This window comes from Streptomyces cynarae (assembly GCF_025642135.1).
In the GTDB taxonomy this organism is placed as follows: Bacteria; Actinomycetota; Actinomycetes; order Streptomycetales; family Streptomycetaceae; genus Streptomyces; species Streptomyces cynarae.
This window is the reverse complement of sequence record NZ_CP106793.1, coordinates 6,121,241-6,147,053: the sequence shown is the minus strand read 5'-3', so window position 1 is coordinate 6,147,053 and position 25,813 is coordinate 6,121,241. Positions and strand designations below refer to the sequence as shown.

Annotated in this window: 19 protein-coding genes and 1 pseudogene; 5 read left to right on the top strand and 15 right to left on the bottom strand. The window is 70.2% G+C overall.

Annotated elements, in window-relative coordinates; genetic code table 11:
• Positions 1-48: 48 nt before the first annotated feature.
• Positions 49-651 (top strand): YceI family protein, encoded by a 603-nt coding sequence (locus N8I84_RS27995; protein WP_263232243.1) that lies wholly within the window; start codon positions 49-51, stop codon positions 649-651.
• Positions 652-733: 82 nt separating this feature from the next.
• Here the strand turns inward: N8I84_RS27995 and N8I84_RS27990 are convergent, their stop codons facing one another.
• Both N8I84_RS27990 and N8I84_RS27985 read right to left on the bottom strand, forming a co-directional pair.
• Positions 734-2,101 (bottom strand): hypothetical protein, encoded by a 1,368-nt coding sequence (locus tag N8I84_RS27990; RefSeq protein ID WP_263232242.1) that lies wholly within the window; start codon positions 2,099-2,101, stop codon positions 734-736.
• Positions 2,102-2,184: 83 nt separating this feature from the next.
• Positions 2,185-4,772: pseudogene (locus N8I84_RS27985) on the bottom strand (glycoside hydrolase family 3 N-terminal domain-containing protein).
• Between the two features lie 250 nt (positions 4,773-5,022).
• Between N8I84_RS27985 and N8I84_RS27980 the strand changes: the two are divergent.
• Positions 5,023-6,885, top strand: a complete 1,863-nt coding sequence (locus N8I84_RS27980; RefSeq protein ID WP_263232241.1) for a ricin-type beta-trefoil lectin domain protein — start codon at positions 5,023-5,025, stop codon at positions 6,883-6,885.
• 61 nt (positions 6,886-6,946) lie between these two features.
• On the opposite strand, the gene cimA is transcribed toward N8I84_RS27980, so the two are convergent.
• The 9 genes from cimA to N8I84_RS27935 form a co-directional block, all read right to left on the bottom strand.
• Positions 6,947-8,557 carry a citramalate synthase gene (cimA, locus tag N8I84_RS27975; protein WP_263232240.1) on the bottom strand — a complete coding sequence of 537 codons (1,611 nt, stop codon included), beginning with the start codon at positions 8,555-8,557 and terminating at the stop codon, positions 6,947-6,949.
• 282 nt (positions 8,558-8,839) lie between these two features.
• Positions 8,840-10,147 (bottom strand): MFS transporter, encoded by a 1,308-nt coding sequence (locus N8I84_RS27970; RefSeq protein ID WP_263232239.1) that lies wholly within the window; start codon positions 10,145-10,147, stop codon positions 8,840-8,842.
• Positions 10,148-10,310: 163 nt separating this feature from the next.
• Positions 10,311-11,399: a branched-chain amino acid aminotransferase gene (locus N8I84_RS27965; RefSeq protein WP_263232238.1), complete on the bottom strand. Its 1,089-nt coding sequence runs from the start codon at positions 11,397-11,399 to the stop codon at positions 10,311-10,313.
• Positions 11,400-11,700: 301 nt separating this feature from the next.
• Positions 11,701-12,744, bottom strand: coding sequence for a 3-isopropylmalate dehydrogenase (locus N8I84_RS27960; protein WP_263232237.1), 1,044 nt, complete (start codon positions 12,742-12,744; stop codon positions 11,701-11,703).
• Between the two features lie 207 nt (positions 12,745-12,951).
• Positions 12,952-13,083, bottom strand: a complete 132-nt coding sequence (locus tag N8I84_RS27955; RefSeq protein WP_103838047.1) for a hypothetical protein — start codon at positions 13,081-13,083, stop codon at positions 12,952-12,954.
• A 257-nt stretch (positions 13,084-13,340) separates the two neighbouring features.
• A complete protein-coding gene (locus N8I84_RS27950) occupies positions 13,341-13,880 on the bottom strand; it encodes a GNAT family N-acetyltransferase (protein ID WP_263232236.1) in 540 nt (179 codons plus the stop codon).
• Positions 13,881-13,964: 84 nt separating this feature from the next.
• Complete coding sequence (locus N8I84_RS27945) at positions 13,965-14,708, bottom strand: alpha/beta fold hydrolase (RefSeq protein ID WP_313884295.1); 744 nt, start codon at positions 14,706-14,708, stop codon at positions 13,965-13,967.
• A 188-nt stretch (positions 14,709-14,896) separates the two neighbouring features.
• Positions 14,897-16,528, bottom strand: coding sequence for an L-glutamate gamma-semialdehyde dehydrogenase (pruA, locus tag N8I84_RS27940; protein WP_263232235.1), 1,632 nt, complete (start codon positions 16,526-16,528; stop codon positions 14,897-14,899).
• A gap of 50 nt (positions 16,529-16,578) precedes the next feature.
• A complete protein-coding gene (locus tag N8I84_RS27935; protein ID WP_263232234.1) occupies positions 16,579-17,505 on the bottom strand; it encodes a proline dehydrogenase family protein in 927 nt (308 codons plus the stop codon).
• A gap of 161 nt (positions 17,506-17,666) precedes the next feature.
• On the opposite strand from N8I84_RS27935, the gene N8I84_RS27930 reads away from it, so the two are divergent.
• The gene (locus N8I84_RS27930; RefSeq protein WP_263232233.1) at positions 17,667-18,905 is read left to right on the top strand and encodes a PucR family transcriptional regulator; all 1,239 of its coding nucleotides are present in this window, start codon (positions 17,667-17,669) and stop codon (positions 18,903-18,905) included.
• 104 nt (positions 18,906-19,009) lie between these two features.
• Positions 19,010-20,035 carry an alcohol dehydrogenase gene (locus tag N8I84_RS27925; protein ID WP_263232232.1) on the top strand — a complete coding sequence of 342 codons (1,026 nt, stop codon included), beginning with the start codon at positions 19,010-19,012 and terminating at the stop codon, positions 20,033-20,035.
• Between the two features lie 8 nt (positions 20,036-20,043).
• On the opposite strand, the gene N8I84_RS27920 is transcribed toward N8I84_RS27925, so the two are convergent.
• Complete coding sequence (locus N8I84_RS27920) at positions 20,044-20,634, bottom strand: TetR/AcrR family transcriptional regulator (RefSeq protein ID WP_263232231.1); 591 nt, start codon at positions 20,632-20,634, stop codon at positions 20,044-20,046.
• Positions 20,635-20,731: 97 nt separating this feature from the next.
• Here N8I84_RS27920 and N8I84_RS27915 point away from each other — a divergent pair, with 97 nt between their 5' ends.
• Positions 20,732-22,264, top strand: coding sequence for an MFS transporter (locus N8I84_RS27915; protein WP_263232230.1), 1,533 nt, complete (start codon positions 20,732-20,734; stop codon positions 22,262-22,264).
• Positions 22,265-22,334: 70 nt separating this feature from the next.
• Here N8I84_RS27915 and serA read toward each other — a convergent pair whose 3' ends face one another.
• From serA to ilvN, 3 genes are all read right to left on the bottom strand, one after another.
• A complete protein-coding gene (gene serA, locus N8I84_RS27910) occupies positions 22,335-23,924 on the bottom strand; it encodes a phosphoglycerate dehydrogenase (protein ID WP_200422549.1) in 1,590 nt (529 codons plus the stop codon).
• A gap of 241 nt (positions 23,925-24,165) precedes the next feature.
• Entirely contained in the window at positions 24,166-25,164 is a 999-nt protein-coding gene (ilvC, locus tag N8I84_RS27905; RefSeq protein ID WP_263232229.1) for a ketol-acid reductoisomerase, read from the bottom strand.
• A 118-nt stretch (positions 25,165-25,282) separates the two neighbouring features.
• The gene (gene ilvN / locus N8I84_RS27900) at positions 25,283-25,810 is read right to left on the bottom strand and encodes an acetolactate synthase small subunit (RefSeq protein WP_103838036.1); all 528 of its coding nucleotides are present in this window, start codon (positions 25,808-25,810) and stop codon (positions 25,283-25,285) included.
• Positions 25,811-25,813 lie beyond the last annotated feature (3 nt).

The window sequence follows — 25,813 nt, the reverse complement described above, 5'->3', positions numbered from 1 at the left end:
CCGCGGCCTCCCTCAGGGACCGCGATCCGTCCCCCAAAGGAGCACGTCATGAGCATCTTCAGCCGCAAGAACGGCGCCGAGACCGCACCGGCCGCCGCAGTGAACCCGGACCTCGCCGCCCTGACCGGCGAGTACACGCTGGACCCGGCGCACAGCACCATCGGGTTCGTGGCCCGGCACGCGATGGTCACCAACGTCAAGGGCAGCTTCAAGGACTTCACCGGCACCCTGCACCTGGACGGCTCGGACCCGTCGAAGTCCACGGCTTCCATCGACGTGAAGATGGACAGCATCGAGACCGGCTCCGCCGACCGCGACAACCACCTCAAGAGCTCCGACTTCTTCACGATCGACGAGCACCCGACGATGACGTTCCGCTCCACCCGCGCGGAGGCGCTCGGCGGCGACGAGTACCGGATCACCGGCGACCTCACGATCCTCGGCACGACCAAGCCGATCACCATCGCCCTGGAGTTCAACGGCGCGGCCAAGGACCCCTTCGGCAACGAGCGCGTCGGGTTCGAGGGCAAGGCGGAGATCCTGCGTTCCGAGTGGGGCCTGACCTGGAACGCGGCCCTCGAGACGGGCGGCGTGCTGGTCTCCGACAAGATCAAGCTGGTCTTCGACATCTCGGCGATCAAGCAGGCGTGACCTCGCCGGAACCACCGCCGAGCGCCCGCCCTCCCGATCCGGGAGGGCGGGCGCTCGCATCTTCTCCCGACCTCTGCCCCGGTCAGAACCCTCCGCTGAAGTCCCCGCCGCCCCCGCCGAAGTCGCCTCCCCCGCCGAAGTCCCCACCCCCGCCGTCGCCGAAGCCGCCGCCGAAGTCCCCGGGATCGAAGTCGGCGCCCGAGACGTCGCCGCCCTCGTACCCGCCGAAGTCGCCGTAGCCGGTGCCGTAGTCGGCGGCGTACGAGGGGGTGGCCATCATGCTGCCGAGCAGCGTGCCGACGAGCAGGCCGGGCAGGAGGCCGCCGCCGAAGTAGCCGCCCGCCCAGGGGCCGTAGGCGGGGCCGGCGTCCCAGTACGGACGGCGGCCGTACTCCGTGTCCACCTCGCGGATCACGGGGTCGCGGCCGTCGGCCAGACGAGCCCGGTCGGCCGCGCAGACCGGGACCTCGCGCGGGGCCCCGCCCGGAGGCGTCCAGGTCGCGTCGGCGACGGACGGGCCGTGGCGCGGGTCGAAGAAGCAGGGCGCCCGGCGCTCGGGCAGCGGGCGGCCCTCACGGCGGGCGGCGAGCGTCGCCAGCGCGAACCGGCCTTCCTCCAGGGCCTGGGTCACGGCCTTCACGTCCTCCGGGCGCCGCGCCGCCGTCATGGCCGACTTCGCCTCCTCGTACGCGTCCAGGGCGCGGGCGTAGTCCGCACGCATCGCGTCGTCGGCGCCCGGCTCCCCCGGCCGGAAGTCGAGGCGGTCGAGTTCCTCGCCGAAGGCGGTGATGTCCTCGTCCACCACGACCCGCAGCTTCTCCAGCGCGGCCTGCTGCTCCTCCTCGCGCCGGCGCCGGCCGCGCCGTACGAGCATGTAGGCGCCGGTGCCGCCGAGCACCAGGACCACGGCGAGCGTGATCAGCGCGGTGGACGACACCGCGTGGTTGCTGCGGGAGGTACCCCAGGTCGAAGGGGCGTGTCCGCCGACGTTGGCGAGGGCACGGTCGGTGAAGTCGTTCAGCTGGGCCTTGGCGGTCTCGCCCTGGACACTGGTGACCAGGTTCTGCACGGCACTGTGCCCGAGGACCGAGGAGTCGGCGCGGGCGTCGAAGCGGTCGCCGAGGCGGACGCCGTACAGGCCGGTGATGCCGGTGGCCGTGCGCAGGTCGGCGAAGAGGTCCCGGGTCGGGTAGTCGGCGGGCAGGACCACGAGGAAGACCGGCTTGCCCGCGTCCTCGATCTTCTTGGCGAGCGCGTCGGCGTCCGCGACGGACAGCTGCCGGGAGGCGGCCGGATCCACGTAGACAGGACCGCTGCGGAGCGCCTGTGCGATGGCGGAGACGTCCGTGGCGGCCTGCGCGCGGGCCGCTCCGGTGGACAGCACCGTGAGCACGGCCATGAGCAGGGCGACCAGCGGTACGACCAGTCCTCGACGGAGCACGGCGTTCATACTTCGAACCTACCGGAAGGCGCCCGGACCCGGAGGTCGGTGCGGGTGGGCGGCAACCCACCGCCCACCCGCACCGGTTTCCGTCAGGCCGCAGCCCGATAGGCCTGCGTCAGCTCGGCCACGGCTGCCGCGTACCTGCCCGTCAGCAGCAGGTGGTCGGCGTCGGCGAACGGTTTCGCGATGGCCGCCGTCATCGCGGACCCCGCCTTCTGCTGGACGAGCAGCCGGGCCCGGGTGACGATCTCGCGTCCGGCCCGGTCGGAGCCCGTCCTCTCGGCTGCGGCGGCCGCGAGCGCGAGCGCCTTCAGGGTCGCCGTGCCTCCCTCGGGGACCCCGGTCAGCGTGGTGAGCCCCCACCCGTAGGGGAACTGCGGATCGTACGAGGCGTCGCCGACGTTGATCGGCAGCTGGTTCTCCGACCTCGGCCAGGTGACGGGGAGCTGCCCGGTGAAGGGCCGCCCTTCTGGTTCTTCTTCAGCGGGAGCACACCGTGCGCGTTCTTCAGCAGCACCTGGGACTCGGCGGCCGCCTGCCGGGCCACGGCCCGGTGGGCCGCCGAGCCGATCCGCGCGGCACCGGTGGTGTCGGCGTAGGGGTGCTCGAAGAGCCCCAGCCTGAACTTCTGCGTGAGGATGCGGGAGACGGCGTCATCGACGCGTCGCTCGCTGATCCGCCCGGCCTCCACCTCGTCGACGAGTGTCGTGCGGAAGTCCTTGTACGTGTACGGCACCATCATCATGTCGACACCCGCGTCGACCGCCGAGCGGACGTGGGACGCGTAGTCGCCGGGGAGCTGGTCGATGGCGTTCCAGTCGCTGATGACGAAGCCGTCGAAGCCCATGCGGCCCTTGAGCACACCGTTGATCATGTCGCCGCGGGCGTGCATCTTCACGGGGCCCCGGCCGTCGCCGACGATGTCGAGCGAGGAGTACGACGGCATGACCGAGCCGATGCCGCGCTCGACGGCCGTCTTGTACGGCGCCAGGTGGACGGCCTCCAGCTGCTGCCGGGTGACCGTGGTGACGCCCTGGTCGATGGTGTAGGAGCCGGTGGTCGACGAGCCGTACGCGGTGCCGCCGTCGCCGACGAAGTGCTTGGCGGTGGCGAGCACCTTGTCGTCGCGACCGAGGTCGCGCCCGTCCGGCCGTCCTTGCAGGCCCTGGATGATCGTCTCCATGGACTGCACGAGCGCCGGGTCCTCGCCGAAGGACTCGTAGGAGCGGCCCCAGCGTTCGTCACGGGTCACGCACAGGCAGGGCGCGAAGTCCCAGGGAACGCCGGTGGCGCGTACCTCGGAGGCGGTCACCGCCCCCGCCTTCTCGGCCAGTCGGGGATCTCTGGTCGCTCCGATGCCGATGTTGTGCGGCATGATCGTGGCGCCGGTGAGGTTGTTGTGGCCGTGTACCGCGTCCACGCCGTAGATCAGCGGGATCTGGAAGCGGGTGGCCTGCGCCTGGAGCTGGAAGCCGTCGATCATCTTCGCCCAGGCATCGGGGGTGTTGGGCGTGGGGGTGGAGCCGCCGCCCGAGAGGAGTGAGCCGAGGGCGTAGGCGGCGATGTCGCCCTGGTCGGTGAGGGCGGCGCGCTCGGCCTGGGTCATCTGGCCGGCCTTCTCCTGAAGGCTCATACGGGAGATGAGGTCCGCTACGCGCTTCCTGATGGGCAACCTCTTGTCCAGGTACGGCAGTCCGTGGGCGTCGATGACCACCTGGGGTGTCCCGGCCGGCGCCTTGGCTCCGGTGACCATGAGCTTGACGGGGATGGTCTCGGCGGGCTCGGCGGACCTGTCCTTCAGGGTGGGGACCTGGATGGTCCGGGAGGTGCCGGAGGCGGTGCCCGCGGGGAAGGTGAGGGTGCCGAAGACCGGGGTGTAGTCCTTGCCGGGCTCGGCGCTGCCGCCGCCGGTCTCGTACCGCACGGTCACGGGCTCGTCGATCGGAGCGGAGCCGGTGGTGGCGACGGTGACCCTGACGGTCGCCGTTCCGCCCTCCTTCACCGGGAGGACGGGTGCGTCGGTGGTGACGGAGGCGCGCAGCGACTGGTCGGCCTTGCCATACAGCTCCACGTCGTCCATCGCGAAGCGGCCCTTGACTCCGACCGGCAGGGTGACGGCGTAGCCCCACATCTGCGTCAGGCCGAGGACGTGGTCGATTCCGCCGACCGGCTGGTAGTCCGTGCGATAGGTGAAGTCGGTGAAGGGGATCTCGATCTGTTTCCAGCCGGTGAAGTCGTCGGTGAAGGAGGTGGTCCACAGCTCCGACGCCTCGCCGTTCGCGCCGCCGTCCTTGATCTCGAAGGCGATCTTCTTGCCGTTGTCCTGGCCGTCCCACCAGAAGCGGATTCCCTTGTGGGAGGACCAGTCATGGGCCGGCCGGTCGGCGGCGAAGTTGTGGGTGAAGCCGCCGTAGCCGCTGATGTCGTAGCCGCCGGTGAGCACCTTGGCGCCCTCGGGGGCGTCGGCGCGGTCGGCCAGTTGGAGCGTGGGCGGGTCGTCGCTGTCGCCGCCCCAGGTGAAGATGCCCTCCGCCGGCTGCTGGGCGAAGGGCACCTCGCCTTCGAAGTGGTCGACGGGTTCGGGCGCGGGGGCGGGGTCGTCGGCCGCGCGCGCCGACGCCAGGGGGATCAGGGCGGTGAGCAGGGTGGCGGAGGCGAGCAGGGCGGTTCTTCGCATGGACGGACCTTCCCTCGACTCATCAAGTCGTCATGGTTCACTCATGACTTAGATCACGCCGTGAGTTAACTAGCGCCCCCGGCACCCGTCAAGACTTCACGTCAGAAGGGTCACAAGCACAACTCCCTTCCGAATCCGTCCCCTTGTCGCTTCGGATTCTGAACGCGCACCCCCTTGACGCGTGTACGAAGCCGTCATTTACTCACGCCTCGCACGCCCCCATCCCCCACCTTCAGAAGGGCGGCGCTCCATGAACGGACACAGGCGCACGGTCCGGCTGCTGCTCGCCGGGCTGCTCACCGCCGCCGGGTTCGCCACGGCCACACCGGCGCACGCGACCGGTGAACAGGTCACCGTCTGGCTCACCACGACCGACGACTCGGGCGGGCGCCATGTGATGCGGGGTCTGCAGGCGCAGACGCCGTTCGCCTTCCAGCCCGGAACCGGTGGCAGCGGTGAGAACATCACCGTGGACGAGAACACGCGCTACCAGACCTTCACCGGCGGCGGGGCCTCCTTCACGGACACCGCGGCCTGGCTGATGAACAGCAGCGGGGCGCTCACGCAGGCGACGCGGGACGCGACCATGCGGAAGCTGTTCTCGCCGACTGACGGGATCGGCCTGTCGTTCCTCCGCAATCCCATGGGCGCCTCCGACCTGGCGCGCTACGGATACACGTACGACGACGTGCCGGCCGGTCAGACCGATCCGTCCCTGGCGAAGTTCTCCATCGCACACGACCTGGCGGACGTGGTGCCGCTGACGAGGCAGGCGCTCCAGCTGAACCCGCAGCTGACGGTGATGGCCTCCCCGTGGACGGCGCCCGCCTGGATGAAGGACAGCGGGCAGCTGGGCGGGGGCTGGCTGAAGGCGGAGGACTACGGGGCGTACGCCTCATACTTCGTGAAGTACCTCCAGGCCTACCGGGACCAGGGCATCCCCGTCTCGTACGTCACGGCCCAGAACGAGCCGACGTGCTGCTCGGGCTATCCGTCGATGAGCTGGAACGCGTCCGGCCTCGCCTACTTCACGAAGAACGAGCTGCTGCCGAAGCTCCAGGCGGCGGGTCTGACGACGAAGGTGCTGGCGCACGACTGGAACTGGGACACGTACGACTCCTACGCCGCCCCGACGGTGGAAGACGCGGCCGTCCGCTCGCACCCGAACTTCGGCGGGATCGCCTGGCACGGGTACGGGGGTGACGTGACGAAGCAGACGGCCGTCCACAACCAGTACCCGCAGCTTGACGCGTTCGGCACGGAGCACTCGGGCGGCACCTGGATCGCGAACCAGCAGCGCGAGGACATGCTCAACATCGTGGACTACACCCGGAACTGGGCGAAGTCCGTGACGAAGTGGTCGCTGGCCGTCGACCAGAACATGGGGCCGCACAACGGCGGCTGCGGCACCTGCACCGGACTGGTCACGGTCCACGACGGGGACGGTGCGAGCAGAACGGTCGACTACACGATCGAGTACTACACGATGGGGCATCTGACGAAGTTCGTACGGCCGGGCGCGCAGCGCATCGCCTCGACCGCGTCGTCGTCCGTGCCGAACGTGGCGTGGCGGAACCCGGACGGTTCGAAGGCACTGATCGCGTACAACGACGGCACGTCGGCGAAGACGGTGACGATCGACTGGGGTGGGCAGCACGCGACGTACTCGCTGCCGGGGAAGACGTCGGCGACGTTCACGTGGTCGGGTGCGCAGTCGGGCGGCGGCGACCGGTCGGGGGCGTTCGTGGGGCTCGCGGGCAAGTGCCTGGACGTGGCGGGGGCGTCGAGTGCCGACGGCACGGCCGTGCAGCTGTACGACTGCAACGGGACGGTCGCGCAGCAGTGGACGGTGAAGGCCGACGGGTCGATCCAGGCGCTCGGGAAGTGTCTGGACGTGACGTCCGGGTCGACGGCTGACGGGGCGAAGGTGCAGTTGTACGACTGCAACGGCACGGGAGCGCAGCAGTGGTCGTACAACTCGTCGACGGGTGACGTGGTGAACATCGCGGCGAACAAGTGCCTGGACGTCACGGACAACTCGTCGGTGAACGGGGCGCGGGCGCAGATCTGGTCGTGCACGGGTGCGGCGAACCAGAAGTGGCGGTTGCAGTAGCCCGCCGATGCCGGGCCGAGCGCTGCTCGCAGCCTCGGCCCGGCATGGGCGGCCTCGGGGACTACTCCGCCGGTTCCACGCCCGCCCGCAGCAGGCCGTATGTGTACGCGTCCTCCAGGGCCTGCCACGAGGCCGCGATCACGTTCTCCGCCACGCCCACCGTGGACCATTCGCCCTTGCCGTCCGACGTGGAGATCAGGACGCGGGTCGTGGACTGGGTGCCGTGCACGCCCTCCAGGATGCGGACCTTGTAGTCGACGAGGTCCAGGGCGGCCAGCTCCGGGTAGATCTTCTCCAGGGCCACCCGCAGGGCGCGGTCCAGGGCGTTGACCGGACCGTTGCCCTCCGCCGTCGCCACGATCCGCTCGCTCTTCGCCCACAGCTTCACCGTGGCCTCGTTGGCGTGCGTGCCGTCCGGGCGGTCCTCGACGATCGCCCGCCAGGACTCCGTGCGGAAGTAGCGCAGGGGCTTGCCCGCCACCTCCTCGCGCAGCAGGAGTTCGAACGACGCGTCCGCCGCCTCGTAGGTGTAGCCCTTGAGCTCCCGCTCCTTGACGCGCTCGACCACCCGGCCCACCAGTTCGCGGTCGCCGCCCAGGTCGATGCCCAGTTCCTTGCCCTTGAGCTCCACCGAGGCCCGGCCCGCCATGTCGGAGACCAGCATCCGCATGGTGTTGCCGACCAGTTCCGGGTCGATGTGCTGGTAGAGGTCCGGGTCCACCTTGATGGCCGAGGCGTGCAGGCCCGCCTTGTGGGCGAAGGCCGAGACGCCCACGTACGGCTGGTGGGTGGAGGGGGTGAGGTTCACGACCTCCGCGATCGCGTGGCTGATGCGCGTCATCTCGCGCAGGCGGCCCTCCGGCAGCACCTTCTTGCCGTACTTCAGCTCCAGGGCCGCCACCACCGGGAACAGGTTGGCGTTGCCCACCCGCTCGCCGTACCCGTTCGCGGTGCACTGCACGTGCGTCGCGCCCGCGTCCACCGCCGCGAGGGTGTTCGCGACCGCGCAGCCCGTGTCGTCCTGGGCGTGGATGCCGAGCCGGGCACCCGTGTCCGCCAGCACCGTCGAGACCACCGCGTGGACCTGGGCCGGCAGCATGCCGCCGTTCGTGTCGCACAGGATGACCACGTCCGCGCCCGCCTCCGCCGCCGTACGCACCACCGACTTGGCGTACGCGGCGTTCGCCCGGTAGCCGTCGAAGAAGTGCTCGCAGTCGACGAAGACCCGCCGGCCCTGCGCCCGCAGGTGGGACACCGTGTCGCGGATCATCTCCAGGTTCTCGTCGAGCGTCGTGCGCAGCGCCAGTTCGACATGGCGGTCGTGGGACTTGGCGACCAGCGTGATCACCGGAGCCCCCGAGTCCAGCAGCGCCTTGACCTGCGGGTCCTCCGCGGCCTTGCCGCCCGCGCGGCGCGTCGCGCCGAAGGCCACCAGCTGGGCGTGCCGGAAGTCGATCTCCTGCTGGGCGCGCGCGAAGAACTCGGTGTCCCGCGGGTTCGCGCCGGGCCAGCCGCCCTCGATGAAGCCCACGCCGAAGTCGTCCAGGTGCCGTGCGATGGCCAGCTTGTCCGCGACGGTGAGGTTGATCCCCTCGCGCTGCGCGCCGTCGCGCAGCGTCGTGTCGAAGACGTGGAACGAGTCGTCGAGCTCGCTGGTTGCCGTCTCGGTCATGGTCTCAAGGCTCCTGTTTTGGATCTCGGTCTTACCGGAATGACCGGTTCCACCGTCCCCCCATACTCCCTCGCGCTCCGCCCCCGGCTGAAGGTGGGCCAGGAAACGAAAAAACCTCTCGCGGGTGCGAGAGGTCTGCGCGCGGGTCGAGGACGACGGTGGCCACCCGTACCTGGTCGTACGTGGCGGTCACTGCGGACCGGCGCGCCTGCTGCCAATAATCATGGCGAACGAGAGCACGGGGGCAGTCTGGCACAGTCCGCCCCCGCGCTCACCGCCGTCTCAGGATGCGGTCGTCACGGAGGAGGGCTGCCCGTCCTTCATCCGGGTGAGGTCCAGGTCCCTGGTCTCCCGCATGCTGACGTACACGACCAGCGAGACGGCCGCACAGGCCGCGACGTACCAGAAGAAGCCGGACTCGGCGCCCGCGTCCTTGAACCACAGGGCGACGTATTCCGCCGTTCCGCCGAACAGGGCGTTGGCCACCGCATAGGGAAGCGCCACACCCAGCGCGCGGACGCGCGTCGGGAACAGCTCGGCCTTCACACAGGCGTTGATCGAGGTGTATCCGGTGACCACGACCAGGGCCAGCAGCGCCAGGCCGAGCGCCGGCCAGAAGCTGTCCGCCTGCTTCAGCAACGTCATGATCGGCACCGTCAGCAGGGTCGAGCCGACGGCGAAGGTGATCAGCAGCGGGCGGCGGCCGATCCGGTCGGAGAGCCGGCCGGCGAGCGGCTGGAGGCAGGCGAAGACGATCAGCGCGGTGAAGGAGACCAGGGTCGCGGTCTGTTTCGGCAGGCCCGCTGAGTTCGACAGATACTTCGTCAGATACGTGGTGTACGTGTAGTACGCGACCGTGCCCCCCATGGTCAGCGCGATCACCAGGAACGCCTCGCGCTTGTGCCGCCACAGCGCGCGCAGCGTGCCGCGCTCCTCGCCCTCGTCCTCGACGGATTCGGCCTCGTAGACGTCCGTCTCCAGCATGTTCCGGCGCAGATAGAAGACCACCGCCGCGCCGAGGGCGCCCAGCACGAAGGGGATGCGCCAGCCGTAGTCGTGCAGCGCGCCGTCGGACATGGTGCGCTGGAGGACGATCTGCAGGCCGAGGCCGACGATCTGCCCGGCGGTCATCGACACGTACTGGAAGCTGGAGGCGAAGCCGCGCCTGCGCGGGTCGGACGCCTCGGTGAGGTAGGTCGCGCTGGCCGCGTACTCGCCGCCCACCGACAGCCCCTGGAGCAGTCGGGCGACGAGCAGCACCGCCGCGCCGCCGTACCCGGCGACGGCGTACGTCGGCGCGATCGCGATGAGGATGGCGGAGGCGGACATCAGCGTGACCGTGAGGGTCAGCGCGGCCTTGCGGCCCCTGCGGTCACCGACCCGGCCGAGCAGCCAGCCGCCGACCGGGCGCATGAAGAAGCCGACCGCGAAGATGCCCGCCGTGTTCATGAGCTGGGCCGTGGGGTTGTCGTCGGGGAAGAACGCCCCGGCGAAGTAGGTGGCGAAGCTGGCGTAGACGAACCAGTCGTACCACTCCACCATGTTGCCGGCCGAGCCGACCCAGATCTTCTTCCAGTGCTCTCGTCCCATGGCCCGTAACGTGCCGGGCGTTGGCGGGTGCGACAAGAGCGCCTCGGGTTTCGTTCATTGCGTTCATGACGCATCCGCGGGCCGGCCGCCTGCCCCCGTATGGGGAAAGAGGGCCGCCCCGGAGGTGAGGTCCGGGGCGGTCCCTGAAGGGGTGCGGCGGGCGTCAGCCCAGCTTGTGCATCCAGCCGTGCGTGTCCTCGCGCGTGCCCCGCTGGATGTCGAGCAGCGCCTCGCGGAGCTTCAGGGTGACCTCGCCCGGCTCGCCGCCCGACTGCTTCCACTCGGCGGTGGCGCGCTTGACCGTGCCGACCGGGGTGATGACCGCGGCGGTGCCGCAGGCGAAGACCTCGGTGAGGGTGCCGTTCTCGGAGTCGCTCTGCCACTGGTCGATGGAGATCCGGCCCTCCTCGGCCTCGTAGCCGAGGTCACGGGCGACCGTCAGCAGGGAGTCACGGGTGACGCCCTCCAGGATGGAACCGGTCAGCTTCGGGGTGACGATCTTGTTGCCGTACACGAAGTACAGGTTCATGCCGCCGAGCTCCTCGACCCACTTGTGCTCCACGGCGTCGAGGTAGCAGACCTGGTCGCAGCCCTTGGCGGCGGCCTCGGCCTGGGCGAGCAGGGAGGCCGCGTAGTTGCCGCCGGTCTTGGCGTCGCCCATGCCGCCGGGGACGGCGCGGACCCGGTCCTCGGACGCCCAGATGGAGACGGGCTTCACACCACCCGGGAAGTACGCGCCGGCCGGGGAGGCGATGACCAGGAAGAGGTACTCGTTGGCGGGCTTGACCCCCAGGCCGACCTCGGTGGCGATCATGAAGGGGCGCAGGTAGAGGGACTCCTCACCGCCGTGCGCCGGCACCCACGCCTTGTCCTGCTGGACGAGCAGGTCACACGCCTCGATGAACGTCTCGACCGGGAGCTCGGGCATCGCGAGGCGCTTGGCGGAACGCTGGAAGCGCAGGGCGTTCATCTCCGGGCGGAAGGTGGCGACGGAGCCGTCGGGCCGGCGGTAGGCCTTGAGACCCTCGAAGATCTCCTGCGCGTAGTGCAGGACGTTGGTGGCCGGGTCGAGGGAGATCGGCGCGTAGGGGACGAGCTGACCGTCGTGCCAGCCTCGCCCCTCGGTCCACTTGATCGTCACCATGTGGTCGGTGAAGTGGCGGCCGAACCCGGGGTTGGCCAGGATCGCCTCCCGCTCCGCGTCGGAGAGCGGGTTGGAGGAGGGCTTCAGCTCGATCGTGGGCGTCGTCATGTGTGGTTGTCCTTCACCGGTTGTCGTGACGGGCCGCGCTCGCTCCCGCACCGGCAGTGGCCGGTGCTAGGACGTCCGAGCATTCCCTCATTCCGCGGCTCCGCGTTCGATTATGGCAAGCGGGTGAGGGATGGGGGCACCCCCACGCCTTTCGGGCTGCGGGGGAGAAACGGTGTGAATACGGCCCTAGGGGTAGCACAGGGGTGGGTCGATGGTGACACCCGGCGAGGGCATGAGAAAGCCGCCGGGTGCGGTTGCGACCCGGCGGCCTTGACTCAGGGGGTGTGAGTAGGGCGGCGGGTCAGCCGGCTACTCGTACGGCGAGCGTGTCGCCGATCTCGTCGGTCGTGCGGGCGGGCTTGCCCACGCGCTCCGCGAGGTCGGCGGAGACGGCCTCCTCGATGCGGGCGGCCTCGGCCTCGTAGCCGAGGTGACGCAGCAGGAGGGCGACCGACAGGACGGTGGCCGAGGGGTCGGCCTTGCCCTGGCCCGCGATGTCGGGCGCCGAGCCGTGCACGGGCTCGAACATCGACGGGAACTCGCCGGACGGGTTGATGTTGCCGGAGGCGGCGACCCCGATGCCGCCGGAGATGGCGGCGGCGAGGTCGGTGATGATGTCGCCGAAGAGGTTGTCGGTGACGATCACGTCGAAGCGCTCGGGCTGGGTGACGAGGTAGATCGTCGCCGCGTCGACGTGCATGTACTCGGTGGTGACCTCGGGGAACTCCTCGGCCACCTTGTTGAAGATGTTCGTCCACAGGTGACCCGCGAACGTGAGCACGTTGTTCTTGTGGACCAGGGCCAGCTTCTTGCGCGGGCGGGCCTGAGCGCGTGCGAAGGCGTCCCGGACCACGCGCTCGACGCCGAAGGCGGTGTTCACGGACACCTCGGTGGCGACCTCGTGCGGGGTGCCCTTGCGGATGGTGCCGCCGTTGCCCGTGTACGGGCCCTCGGTGCCCTCGCGGACCACGACGAAGTCGATCTCGGGCTGACCCGCGAGCGGGGTCGCGACGCCCGGCAGCAGCTTGGAGGGCCGCAGGTTGACGTGGTGGTCGAAGGCGAAGCGGAGCTTGAGCAGGAAGCCGCGCTCCAGCACGCCCGACGGCACCGAGGGGTCGCCGATCGCGCCGAGCAGGATCGCGTCGTGCCGCTTGAGCTGCTCGAGGTCGGCGTCGGTGAGGGTCTCACCGGTGGCGTGGTAGCGCCTGGCGCCGAAGTCGTACTCCTTGGTCTCCAGCTTCACATCCTGCGGAAGGACGGCGGAGAGGACCTTCAGCCCCTGGGCCACGACCTCCTGGCCGATGCCGTCACCGGGAATCACTGCGAGATTGATGCTGCGAGACATGACGGCACCGTACTCCTTGTCCCACGCAATGACACGAGGCGTCCGCGATGCGGACACCGCTCAACATCGAGGTGCGGCGCGGCAGATGGCGCCGGGGCGCCCGGCCGCGCCGCACCTCGTGCGGGTGCGGCTCCCGGCTTATGGGTGCAGCCTCATGGGTGAGGGTGCGGGCCGTACGAGTGAGGGCCCGGGATGCGGAGGCGCGGCTCAGTGGCCGGTCGCGCCGCCGTTGTCCCTGCGGTCGAGGGCGCGCTGGAGCGCCGCGGCGGCGTTCTTGCGGTCGGACTCGCTCGTACGGGAAACGTGACGGACTCGGCGGCGGGCGGTCGTCTCGGCCATGGGAAATCGACTCCTTCGACATCCGGGAGTGCGGAAAGGGGTTTCGAGACACCGGCGGAGGCGGGGAGCGGTGCCGCAGGGGTTGCCTGCACGGGGCCCGGCTCACGACCGCCATTCGCTTGATCGAGCGAGACGTTCGGCTTCTACAAAAGTAAGGGAGGACCACGCGTCTGTCTCCACAATTACTCGGACTTCCTACTATCTGAGACAGTGCAGCGGGCCATACGAGCGTGACCTGGGAAAACCGTCGTCGACGGTCAGAGGACGTCACCGTCGCGCCAGTCGAAGACCAGCTTGCGCTTGAAGTCGAGGTCGCCCGCGGCGGCGGGGCGCACATAGGTGCAGTCCTGGTCGTCACGCAGACGGACGACACCGCGGGGGCCGAGGCCGCACAGGCGGCCGCGCCAGAGCCGCCAGCCGCGGGCGGCGTAGAGGGGGGCACCGTCGTCGCTGGCGGAGAGCGCACCGAGGTCGTAGGCGCGGTCGATGATCCGCTCGACTTCGGCCATGACACGCCCGCCGAGCCCCTGGCGCCGCACGTCGGCGCGGACACCCACGCCCTCGACGTACCCGACGCGCAGCCAGCGCTTGCGGTACCGGGCGCGTCGCTGGATGACGGACCCGTGTGCGGCGAGCCCCTGCTCGTCGCTGACGAGCACGTGCATCCCGCCGAGCGCGTGCTCCCAGTCGTCATCGTCGTAGTCCCCGTCGAACGCCGCATCGAGCAGCGCGCGCACGGCCCGGAGCTCGGCGGGGTCGAGGTCGGCGGTATGGGCGGTACGGACTCCGACTGTCACGTGATCAGTATCACTCGTCACGTCGCGTTCTCCCCGCCCGACGCCACACCTGCCGCTCCCCTGCGCGACGCTCCGGGCTCCGGGTCACAGCACGTCCGCGACCGCCTGGCGGAATCCCTGCGGGTCCTCTGTCCAGGGCATGTGACCGGCGCCGGGCAGGACCACCCGCCGCACCATCGGCAGGGCCCGTTCCAGGGAGTCGACCGCCGGACGCGGACGGATGTCCCGGCCGCCGTCGACGATCAGCACGGGCACGTCGAGGATTCGGCAGGCGGCGTGCAGCTCCGGGGTGCCCCAGGTGCGCTTTCGCTCCTCCTTGAGGGCCCTGTTGCACTCGTCGTTGACGCCGAACCAGGGATCGGCCATGCGTCCGGCGTGCTCCAGAGCCCGCTCGCGGTCCTCGAACTCGATCGACCACTGCAGGACGGCCCGCTCCCGGTCCTCCTCATCGGTGCGCTCGGCGCGGTCGGTCAACTCCCGCCGGCGCAGCAGGTGTTCGGGCTGCTCACCGAGTCCGGCGAGGAAGTTCTCACGATAGGCGGGGTGCCAGGTGTCGTCCGAGTCGATGCCCGTACCGGAGACATGGATCAGCGCGCTCACCCTCTCCGGGTGCGTCAGCGCGTGGCTCAACGCCGGCTGCGCGCCCCAGGAGTGGCCGAGCAGAGCCATGCGGTCGAGGCCGAACCGCCGTCGTACGGCGTCGAGATCTGCCACGAAGCGGGCGCTCGTCCAGGGTCCGGAGCACTGCTGCGACCGCCCGCAGCCGCGCTGGTCCCAGCGGACCACCGTGGACCGGTCCCCGAGCAGTTCCGCCACGTCCTCCAACATGTCCCACAGGCGGGCCCACCGTGGCACAGGATCAGCGGATCGCCCCGGCCCGACCGCGCCGCCCACAGGTGTACGCCGTCGTCGGCGGTCACCGTCCGCTCATCGATCATGCGGCCAGTCTGCCCCGGGACGCACGCGAACGGGCCGGGTCCGCACAGGGACCCGGCCCGTTCCGCCCGTCGCGGGTGTCAGCCCATGTGCGGGTACGTGTAGTCCGTCGGCGGGACCAGCGTCTCCTTGATCGCGCGGGTCAGGGTCCAGCGCAGCAGGTTCTGGGGGGCGCCCGCCTTGTCGTTCGTGCCGGAGGCACGGCCGCCGCCGAAGGGCTGCTGGCCGACCACGGCGCCGGTCGACTTGTCGTTGATGTAGAAGTTGCCGGCCGCGTAGCGCAGCCTCTCGGCCGTGTACGCCGCCGCAGCGCGGTCGTTCGCGATGACCGAGCCCGTCAGGGCGTAGTCCGAGACCGACTCCATCTGGGTCAGCATCTCGTCGTACTTGTCGTCCTCGTAGACGTGGACCGCGAGGATCGGGCCGAAGTACTCGGTGCGGAACACCTCGTTCTCCGGGTCGCTGCACTCGATGACGGTCGGACGGACGAAGTAGCCCACCGAGTCGTCGTAGGAGCCGCCCGCGACGATCGTGCAGGCCGGGTCCTCCTTGGCGCGGTCGATCGCGGCCTTGTTCTTCGCGAAGGCGCGCTCGTCGATGACGGCGCCGATGAAGTTCGACAGGTCGGTGACATCGCCCATGCCGATGCCGTCGACCTCGGCCGCGAACTGCTCCTTGAAGCCGTCGTTCCAGATCGAAGCCGGGATGTACGCGCGGGAGGTGGCGCTGCACTTCTGGCCCTGGTACTCGAAGGCGCCCCGGGTGAGCGCCGTCTTCAGGACCGCGGGGTCGGCCGACGGGTGGGCGACGACGAAGTCCTTGCCGCCGGTCTCGCCGACCAGGCGCGGGTAGGAGCGGTACTTCTCGATGTTGTTGCCGACCGTCTTCCACAGGTACTGGAAGGTCTTGGTGGAACCGGTGAAGTGGATGCCCGCGAGGTCGCGGTGCTCCAGAGCGACCTCGGAGACCTCGATGCCGTCGCCGGTGAGGAGGTTGATGACGCCCTTCGGCAGGCCCGCCTCCTCCAGGAGCCGCATCAGCAGGACGGCGGCATGGGTCTGGGTCGGGGACGGCTTCCACACCACGACGTTGCCCATGAGCGCGGGGGCGGTGGGCAGGTTGCCCGCGATGGCGCTGAAGTTGAACGGCGTGATCGCGTAGACGAAGCCCTCCAGCGGGCGGTGGTCCAGGCGGTTCCACACGCCCGGGGAGTTGGCCGGGGGCTGCTCGGCCAGGATCTGGCGGGCGTAGTGCACGTTGAAGCGCCAGAAGTCGACCAGCTCGCACGGGGTGTCGATCTCGGCCTGCTGGGCGGTCTTGGACTGGCCGAGCATGGTGGAGGCGGCCAGCGTCTCGCGCCAGGGACCGGCCAGCAGCTCTGCGGCGCGCAGGATGATCGCGGCGCGGTCGTCGAAGGACATCGCGCGCCAGGCGGGCGCGGCGGCGAGCGCGGCGTCGATGGCGTCCTGGGCGTCCTGCCGCGTGGCGTTGCGGTAGGTGCCGAGGACGGACTTGTGGTTGTGCGGCTGCACGACCTGGAGCTCCTCGCCGCCGCCCATGCGCTGGACGCCGCCGATGGTGCAGGGCAGGTCGATCGGGTTCTCGGCCAGCTCCTTCAGCTTGGCCTCCAGGCGGGCACGCTCGGGCGAGCCGGGGGCGTAGCCGTGCACCGGCTCGTTGACGGGGGTGGGGACCTGGGTCACAGCGTCCATGGGTTCCGTAACTCCTTGACGTGAGCGGTGTTGCGAGCGGGGGTGCGGGCTCAACCCTTGGTGGCCATCGAGCGGACGAAGAAGCGCAGGTTCGCCGGCTTCTCCGCCAGGCGGCGCATGAAGTAGCCGTACCAGTCGGTGCCGTACGCCGTGTAGACGCGCATGCGGTGGCCCTCGGCGGCCAGGCGCAGGTGCTCCTCGCTGCGGATGCCGTACAGCATCTGGAACTCGTACTCGTCCATCTTGCGCCCGGCGCGGTGGGCGAGTTCCTGGGCGACGGAGATCAGGCGCGGGTCGTGGGAGCCGATCATCGGGTATCCCTCGCCCTCCATGAGGGTCCTCAGGATGCGGACGTACGCCTTGTCGGTCTCGTGCTTGTTCTGGTACGCCACCGACGCGGGCTCCTTGTACGCCCCCTTCACGATACGCACGCGGCTGCCGCTCTCGGCGAGGCGGCGGGCGTCGGCCTCGGTGCGGAAGAGGTAGGCCTGGATGACGCAGCCCGTCTGCGGGAAGTCCTTCCGCAGCTCCTCGTGGATGGCGAACATCGAATCGAGGGTGGTGTGGTCCTCCGCGTCCAGCGTGACCGTCGTGCCGATCGCGGCGGCCGCCTCGACGACCGGACGGACGTTCTTGAGGGCCAGCTCGTGGCCGTCCTCCAGCGCCTGGCCGAACATCGACAGCTTCACCGACATCTCGGCGCGGGTGCCCAGTTCCAGGGGCTCCAGCCGGTCGATCAGCTCAAGGTAGGCGTCGCGCGCGGCCGCGGCCTGCTCGGGGGTCGTGATGTCCTCGCCGACGACGTCCATCGTCAGCTCCAGCCCCTTGCCGGTGAGGTCCTGGATGATCGGCACGACGTCCTCGACCGTCTCGCCCGGGATGAAGCGGTCGACGACCTGCTTGGTCACCGGGGCCGCCGAGATCAGGCGTCGCATCCGGTCGCTGCGCGACGCGGCGAGAATCACGGGACCCAGCACGGGGCACCTCCACAGAACGGGCAAGAGGCCGCGACCCGACCATTCGGGTACGGCACGGAGAACCACCGTGAAACCTAAGGATCCCTCCGATCGTCGGCCATCGACAGCTGTCACGCATCCGTGCCCTGGATCTCAGACAGATGTATGAGCGGGATGGGAAAATGCGGGAGAATGCACGTGTGGCGGACGTTTTCAAGGCTGGGCGCGGCGATTACCAGGAGCTCGTCGACGAGATCTCCGCGCTGCTCGGCGCCCCGGCGACCCTGGAGAACCGGGACTTCGAGCTGATCGCCTTCGCCGCGTACGACAGCGAGGGCGACTTCGACGAGGCGTCCCTCGACCCCGTGCGCACCCGCTCGATCCTCACGCGGCGCTCCACGGCGGCGGTGCGGAAGTGGTTCGAGGGCTTCGGCATCGCGCGCGCCACCGGGCCGGTGCGGATTCCGCCCACTCCGGAGGCCGGCGTGTACCGGGGAAGGATCTGTCTGCCGGTACGCCATCGGGGTGTCGTCCTCGGCTATGTGTGGCTGCTGGCCGACGAGCCGGGCCCGTCCGAGGCACAGCTGTCGGCCGCGATGGAGATCGCGGCGCGGATCGGCGACCTGCTCGCGGAGGAGGCGCAGGCGGGCGCGGAGGTGACGCGTGAGCTGCGCGCGGTGCTGACCGCGGAGCGCGGCTGGCCGCAGGACATGGCGGTGGCCGAGTTGCGGACGGCGCTGGGCGCGCGCGGCGAGGGCCTGCACACGGTGGTCTGTGTCGCGCCCTGGCCCTCGGCCGACCCGGACGACGCGCCGTCGGCCCGGACGATCCCGGCGGCGACCGCGCTGTGCACGGTGCCGTGGGGTGCCACCGGCCAGAGCCTGGCGCTGCTGGTGCGGCTGCGCTCGGCGGACGTGCTGACCCCTGCGCTGACGGCGGCCACCCGGCTGCTGCGGGAGGCGGGACACCAAGGCGCGGGCTCCGCCGCGGGGGCGACCGGGCCGGACCGGGGCTCCGCGGCCGGGGTGGCCGGCGCCCGGCACGGCCTCGCCGAGCTGGGCGCGGCCTGGCAGGAGGCATCGTCGGCGGCCCGCGCGGCCTTGGCGGAACCCCGGTTCGGCCCGGTCGCCCAGTGGTCGGCCATCGGCCCGTACCGCCTGCTGACGTCGCTGCCGCCGCAGGCGGCCCACGACCCGGCCGTCAGCGCCCTGCTGGCCCCCGCCCACCGCGAACTGGCCCGCACCGCCGAGGTGTTCCTGGACTGCGCGGGCCAGGCGGGCCGCACGGCCGCCGAACTGGGCGTCCACCGCCAGACCCTGTACTACCGCCTCTCCCGCGTCGAACAGCTCACGGGCCTGGACCTGGACGACGGCGAGGACCGTCTGCTGCTGCACATGGCGCTGAAGGGGGCGCGACTGTAGAAACATCCGCTCGCTTCTCCCTCTCCTTCGGCGCGCGTGATCGGGCCGGAACTGGTCTGCTGGGGTTGCGGGGGGTCAGTCGTACCCGTTTCCGGGGAGAGCCCATGAGTACGTATCGAGTCGCGCAGGCGGCCGCCGCCGGCGGTCCGTTCGAGGTCGTCGAGCGTGAGGTGCCACAGCCTGGCCCCGGCCACGTACGGGTCGCCGTGGACGCGTGCGGGATCTGCCACAGCGACGCCTTCTTCGTGAACGCCGGACTGCCGGGCGTCACGTTCCCGGTGGTGCCCGGGCATGAGATCGCCGGGCGCATCGAGGAGCTCGGCGAGGGAGTGCGGGAGCGGGGCTGGCAGATGGGCGACCGGGTGGCTGTGGGCTGGTTCGGGGGCAGTTGCGGCCACTGCACGCCCTGCCGGCAGGGCGACTTCGTCGTGTGCCAGAACCTGAAGGTGCCCGGATGGGCGTACGACGGGGGCTTCGCCGAGGCGGTGATCGCGCCGGCCGACGCACTGGCCCGCATCCCCGACGCGCTGGCGGCGACCGACGCCGGGCCCATGGCCTGCGCGGGGGTGACCACCTTCCACGGGCTGCGGCGCAGCTCCGCCCGGCCGGGGGACCTGGTCGCCGTGCTCGGCATCGGCGGGCTCGGCCATCTGGGGGTGCAGTACGCGGCCGCCATGGGCTTCGAGACGGTGGCGATCGCCCGCGGGGCCGAGAAGGCCGACCTCGCCAAGCAACTCGGCGCTCATCACTACGTCGACAGCACGGCGGACACCTCCGTGGCCGACGCGTTGCAGTCCCTCGGCGGCGCCAAGGTCGTCCTGGCCACCGCCGGCGACGCCGAGGCCATCACGGCGACCGTGGACGGGCTGTCGCACCGCGGCGAACTGGTCGTCATCGGCGCGTCTGTCGATCCCATGGGGATCAGCCCGGTCCAGCTGATCATGAGCGGCAGGGTCGTCCGCGGGCACCCGTCCGGCACCGCGCAGGACGTGCAGGACACCATGGCGTTCAGCGCCCTGCACGGGATCCGCCCGATGGTCGAGACCGTGCCCCTGGACCAGGCGGGTGAGGCGTACCAGAAGATGCTCTCCGGCACCGCCCGCTTCCGGATGGTGCTGACCACCCGGTGACGGACGCGTCAGCTCTTCGCGGTCCCCGCGATGACGCGGCGCAGCCCCTCGGTGAGCTGGTCGGCGTCGGTCGCCGTCTCCGGGTTGAAGAGCCACTGCACCATGAGGCCTTGGAGGAGGGTCTGGTAGAAGCGGCCCTCGGTTTCGACGGTCTCCTCGTCGAGATCGGCTTCCGGGATGTCGCTGAACAGCGGCACAAGCCCGGAGCGGCCCTGCCCCTCCGCCTCGATCATCAGCCTGCGCACCTCGGGAAGCCGGTCGCCCTGGAGGATCAGCTCGAAGCTCAGCAGGAAGATGGCTCGTGACTCGGGCAGCGCACGGATGATGTTCGCCCAGACCTTCTGGAAGCGCTCCAGCGACCCGGGGGGCTCGGACATCGCCTGCTGCGCCTCTCCACCGGGGTCGAACCGGTGCCCTGTCTCCTCGATCAGCGAGACATAGGCCTCCACCAACAGCGCGTCCTTCGACCCGTAGTGGTAGCCGATCGACGCCAGGTTGGTCCCCGACTCCTTGACGATGTCGCGCGCCGTCGTGCGCAGGAAGCCCTTCTGAAGCAGGCAGCGCCTCGCGCCCTCGAGCAGATCCTCACGATGTCCCATGCCCACCGACCCTACCGCGATTCAGACGGCCGTCCTAGACGAGCGATTTATACGAGCGTACTAGACAGCTGTTTAAGACGCCCGTACAGTCCCTGGCATGACGAACCCGACGAGCACGACCCCGGCCGCGCCGCCCGCCGGAACCCGCGCCGGCCGCCGTGAATGGACCGCCCTGGGCGTCCTGATGCTTCCGCTGCTGCTGGTCTCGATGGACGTCTCGGTCCTCTACTTCGCGATCCCCGCGATCAGCGCGGACCTGGAGCCGAGCAGCACCCAGCAGCTGTGGATCTTCGACATCTACGCCTTCGTCCTCGCCGGACTGCTGATGACGATGGGCTCGCTCGGCGACCGCATCGGCCGCCGCAGGCTGCTGCTGCTCGGGGCCGCCGCCTTCGGGGGCGCCTCACTGCTGGCGGCCTACGCGAACAGCGCCGAGACCCTGATCGCGGCCCGCGCCGTCCTCGGTATCGGCGGCGCGACCCTCATGCCGTCGACGATGGCGCTGATCCGCACGATGTTCACCGACCCCGGTCAGCGCGCGAAGGCGATCGGCCTGTGGTCGGGCATCATGACGGCCGGCATCGCACTCGGCTCGGTGATGAGCGGCGTCCTCGTCCAGTACTTCTGGTGGGGCTCGGTCTTCCTGGTCAACCTGCCGGCGATGGTTCTGCTGCTGGTCCTCGGTCCGTTCCTGCTCCCGGAGTCGAAGAACCCCGAGCCCGGCCGCTTCGACCTGCTCAGCGTGCCGCTGTCGATGGCGGCGGTCCTCCCGGTGGTCTACGGCCTGAAGGAGATCCCGGCCGAGGGCTGGCGCGTCCAGTACGTGCTGGCCGTGACGGTGGGCCTGCTGTTCGCGGCGCTGTTCGTGTACCGCCAGCGCACCACGGCCTCCCCGATGATCTCCCCCGCCCTGTTCCGCGGCCGGGGCTTCGCGCCCGCCGTGGTCCTCAATCTGATCTCGGCCTTCGGGATGATGGGCTCGGCCTTCTTCACCACGCAGTATCTGCAGTCGGTGCTCGGCAAGAGCGCGATGGAGGCCGCGCTGTGGGCGCTGCTCCCCTCCGTGCCGATCGGCATGGCGGCGCCGATCGCCACCCAGCTGGTGCAGAAGGGCGTCAACCGCGCCTACGTCGTCACGGCCGGGTTCACGATCGCCGCGGTCGGCTACGGAATGCTCGTCCTCGCCGGTACCGACTCCCTCTGGCTGGTGCTCGCGGCCTGCGGTGTCCTCGCCTCCGGGATCGTCATCGCCATCTCCCAGATGACGGACCTGGCGATGAGCGCGGCCCCCGTCGAGCGGGCGGGCTCCGCGTCCTCCCTGCTGGAGACGGGTGCGGAGTTCGGTGGCGCCCTCGGGATGGCGGTCCTCGGCTCGATCGGTACGGCGGTCTACCGCCACGAGATCCCGGCCTCGGCCCCTTCTCCGGCCCACGAGACGCTGGGCGGCGCGCTCGCGGTGGCCCACGGGATGCCGGGCCGGGCGGGAGCGGAGCTGCTGGCCGCGGCGCGGGAGGCGTTCACCGCCGGGATGCACGGGGCCGCGATCGCCGGGGCGGTGGTCCTGGTGGGGGCGGCGGTACTGGCGGCGACGAGCCTGCACCGGATCCACGTACGCGACACCGAGGAGTGACGGATCAGGAAACGAGCCGGGGCCCGGCCACCCTGAGGTGGCCGGGCCCCGGCTGTCGTGTTCAGCGCTGTCAGACCAGGTTCACCGAGCGGGCGGACGTCGCACCGATCTCCTCCGCGACCTCCGTCAGCACGTTCTGCGGCACCGTGTCGTCGACCGTGAGGACCGCGAGGGCCTCGCCGCCGGCGATGTCGCGGGCCACCTGCATGCCCGCGATGTTGATGCCGGCCTCGCCGAGGATGCGGCCGACGGTGCCGACCACGCCGGGACGGTCCGTGTAGCGAAGCACGATCATGTGGTCGGCGAGCGACAGGTCCACGTCGTAGTCGCCCACCGCCACGATCTTCTGGTGGTGCTTCGGGCCGGCCAGCGTGCCGGACACCGAGACCTCCTCGCCGTCGGCGAGCGTGCCGCGGACGGTGACCACGTTGCGGTGGTCGGTGGCCTCGGAGCTGGTGGTCAGGCGCACCTCGACACCGCGCTCCTGAGCGAACAGCGGGGCGTTCACGTACGACACCGTCTCGTCCACGACGTCCTCGAACACGCCCTTGAGCGCGGACAGTTCGAGCACCTTGACGTCGTGCTGGGTGATCTCGCCGTACACCTCGACGTCGAGCCGGACCGCGACCTCGCCCGCGAGCGCGGTGAAGATGCGGCCGAGCTTCTCGGCGAGCGGCAGACCCGGCTTGACGTCCTCGGCGATGACACCGCCCTGGACGTTCACCGCGTCCGGCACCAGCTCGCCGGCGAGCGCCAGGCGTACCGACTTGGCGACCGCGATGCCCGCCTTCTCCTGCGCCTCGTCGGTGGAGGCGCCGAGGTGCGGGGTGCAGACGACCTGGTCGAGCTCGAACAGCGGGGAGTCCGTGCACGGCTCCTTCGCGTACACGTCGAGGCCGGCACCGGCGACGCGGCCCTCCTTGAGCGCCGAGTACAGCGCCTCCTCGTCGACGATCCCGCCGCGCGCGGCGTTGATGACGCGCACGCTCGGCTTGACCTTGTGCAGCGCCTCGGAGCCGATCAGGCCGAGCGTCTCGGGGGTCTTGGGCAGGTGGACGGTGATGAAGTCGGAGACCTCGAGCAGCTCGTCCAGGGTCAGCACCTTCACGCCCATCTGCGCGGCCCGGGCAGGCTGGACGTAGGGGTCGTAGGCGACGACCTTCATGCCGAACGCGGACATGCGCTGCGCGACCAGCGCGCCGATGCGGCCGAGGCCGACGACGCCGAGGGTCTTCTCGGCGAGCTCGACGCCGGTGTACTTGCTGCGCTTCCACTCGCCGTTCTTCAGCGCCGCGTTGGCCTGCGGGATGTTGCGGGCGGTGGAAATGATCAGACCGCAGGCCAGTTCGGCCGCGGTCACGATGTTGGAGGTGGGGGCGTTGACGACCATCACGCCGGCCTTGGTGGCGGCGGAGACGTCCACGTTGTCCAGGCCGACGCCGGCTCGCGCGACGACCTTCAGCTTCTTCGCGGCGGCGATGGCCTCGGCGTCGACCTTCGTCGCGGAGCGGATCAGGATGGCGTCGACGTCGGCGATCGCGGGCAGCAGCTCCGCCCGGTCGGCGCCGTTGCAGTGGCGGATCTCGAAGTCGGGTCCGAGGGCGTCGACGGTCGCGGGCGACAGCTCTTCAGCGATGAGTACGACGGGTTTCGAGCTCACGTGAGTCCTCACATGTCCAATGCGGACGGCCGTCCCGACGGCCGCTGGCGGTGGAGGGGTGCTTGCCGCGTGGAAGACGCACGACGCTGTGGGCCTGACGCGATTGTTGTGCAGCAGTCTAGTGGCGCGGCGAGGGGCGCATTGCGCCTGCGCGGAAGGATCACCCGGACGTGGCTGGCCGGTGTGGACAACAAGAATAATGCGGCGGCGCCCCCGGCAAAGGGCACCGCCGCATCAGAGGTCACGCCTCCTCGTTCACCCACGACATCAGCTTGCGCAGCTGCTTGCCGGTGGTCTCCAGCAGGTGCTCGGAGTCCTGCTTCTTGTACTCGTTGTACTTCTTCAGACCGCCGTGGTACTCGTCCATCCAGTTCTGGGCGAAGGAGCCGTCCTGGATCTCGGCGAGGACCTTCTTCATCTCGGCCTTGGTGGCGTCGGTGATGATGCGCGGGCCGGTGACGTAGTCGCCCCACTCGGCGGTCTCGGAGATCGACCAGCGCATCTTCTCCAGGCCGCCCTCGTACATGAGGTCGACGATCAGCTTGAGCTCGTGCAGGCACTCGAAGTAGGCGATCTCCGGCTGGTAGCCCGCCTCGGTCAGCGTCTCGAAGCCCGCCTTCACCAGCGCGGCGGTGCCGCCGCAGAGCACGGCCTGCTCACCGAACAAGTCGGTCTCGGTCTCCTCGGTGAAGGTCGTCTTGATGACGCCTGCGCGGGTGCCGCCGATGCCCTTGGCGTACGACAGGGCGAGCGCGAAGGCGTTGCCGGTGGCGTCCTGCTCGACGGCGGCGATGCAGGGAACGCCGCGGCCCTCCTCGTACTGGCGGCGGACCAGGTGGCCCGGGCCCTTCGGGGCGACCATGCAGACGTCCACGCCGGCCGGGGGCTTGATGAAGCCGAAGCGGATGTTGAAGCCGTGGCCGAAGAACAGCGCGTCGCCGTCCTTCAGGTTCGGGGCGATGGACTCCTCGTAGACCTGGGCCTGGATCGGGTCCGGCACCAGGATCATGATCACGTCGGCCTCGGCGGCGGCCTCCGCCGGGGTCACCACGCGCAGGCCCTGCTCCTCGGCCTTCGCCTTGGACTTCGAGCCCTCGTGCAGACCGACACGGACGTCGACACCCGAGTCGCGCAGCGACAGCGCGTGGGCGTGGCCCTGGCTGCCGTAGCCGATGACCGCGACCTTGCGGCCCTGGATGATGGACAGGTCGGCGTCAGCGTCGTAGAACAGCTCGGCCACTTTGGGTTCTCTCCTTGAGTGCAGGTGTTGCGTCCCACCGTATGACGGCGGGCGGAAGGGAAGTTTCGGGGTCTCGGAATACGGGCGGCCGGTTCTCCCCGGCCGCCCGGACACCGTCTTACGCCGACCGGTCGAGGGCCCGCAGGGACCGGTCCGTGATCGAACGGGCGCCGCGGCCGATCGCGATCGTGCCGGACTGCACCAGCTCCTTGATGCCGTACGGCTCCAGCATCTTCAGCATGGCCGACAGCTTGTCGCTGGACCCGGTGGCCTCGATGGTGACGGCCTCCGGGGAGACGTCGACCGTCTTCGCACGGAACAGCTGGACGATCTCCACGATCTGGGAGCGCGTCTCGTTGTCGGCGCGCACCTTCACCAGAACGAGTTCACGCTGAACGGCCTGCGACGGCTCCAGCTCGACGATCTTCAGCACGTTGACGAGCTTGTTGAGCTGCTTCGTCACCTGCTCAAGGGGCAGGTCCTCGACGTTCACCACGATGGTGATGCGGGAGATGTCGGGATGCTCGGTGACTCCGACCGCGAGGGAGTCGATGTTGAAGCCGCGGCGGGAGAACAGGGCGGCGATCCGGGCGAGGATGCCGGGGGTGTTCTCGACCAGGACGGAGAGGGTGTGCTTGGTGGACATGGT

What these genes read in the sequence shown, in the direction of transcription:
- N8I84_RS27995 (WP_263232243.1), top strand. Translation starts at nt 49, where the DNA reads ATGAGCATCTTCAGCCGCAAGAACGGCGCCGAGACCGCACCGGCCGCC.
- N8I84_RS27990 (WP_263232242.1), bottom strand. Translation starts at nt 2,101, where the DNA reads ATGAACGCCGTGCTCCGTCGAGGACTGGTCGTACCGCTGGTCGCCCTG.
- N8I84_RS27980 (WP_263232241.1), top strand. Translation starts at nt 5,023, where the DNA reads ATGAACGGACACAGGCGCACGGTCCGGCTGCTGCTCGCCGGGCTGCTC.
- cimA (WP_263232240.1), bottom strand. Translation starts at nt 8,557, where the DNA reads ATGACCGAGACGGCAACCAGCGAGCTCGACGACTCGTTCCACGTCTTC.
- N8I84_RS27970 (WP_263232239.1), bottom strand. Translation starts at nt 10,147, where the DNA reads ATGGGACGAGAGCACTGGAAGAAGATCTGGGTCGGCTCGGCCGGCAAC.
- N8I84_RS27965 (WP_263232238.1), bottom strand. Translation starts at nt 11,399, where the DNA reads ATGACGACGCCCACGATCGAGCTGAAGCCCTCCTCCAACCCGCTCTCC.
- N8I84_RS27960 (WP_263232237.1), bottom strand. Translation starts at nt 12,744, where the DNA reads ATGTCTCGCAGCATCAATCTCGCAGTGATTCCCGGTGACGGCATCGGC.
- N8I84_RS27955 (WP_103838047.1), bottom strand. Translation starts at nt 13,083, where the DNA reads ATGGCCGAGACGACCGCCCGCCGCCGAGTCCGTCACGTTTCCCGTACG.
- N8I84_RS27945 (WP_313884295.1), bottom strand. Translation starts at nt 14,708, where the DNA reads ATGTTGGAGGACGTGGCGGAACTGCTCGGGGACCGGTCCACGGTGGTC.
- pruA (WP_263232235.1), bottom strand. Translation starts at nt 16,528, where the DNA reads ATGGACGCTGTGACCCAGGTCCCCACCCCCGTCAACGAGCCGGTGCAC.
- N8I84_RS27930 (WP_263232233.1), top strand. Translation starts at nt 17,667, where the DNA reads ATGCGGGAGAATGCACGTGTGGCGGACGTTTTCAAGGCTGGGCGCGGC.
- N8I84_RS27925 (WP_263232232.1), top strand. Translation starts at nt 19,010, where the DNA reads ATGAGTACGTATCGAGTCGCGCAGGCGGCCGCCGCCGGCGGTCCGTTC.
- N8I84_RS27920 (WP_263232231.1), bottom strand. Translation starts at nt 20,634, where the DNA reads ATGGGACATCGTGAGGATCTGCTCGAGGGCGCGAGGCGCTGCCTGCTT.
- N8I84_RS27915 (WP_263232230.1), top strand. Translation starts at nt 20,732, where the DNA reads ATGACGAACCCGACGAGCACGACCCCGGCCGCGCCGCCCGCCGGAACC.
- ilvN (WP_103838036.1), bottom strand. Translation starts at nt 25,810, where the DNA reads ATGTCCACCAAGCACACCCTCTCCGTCCTGGTCGAGAACACCCCCGGC.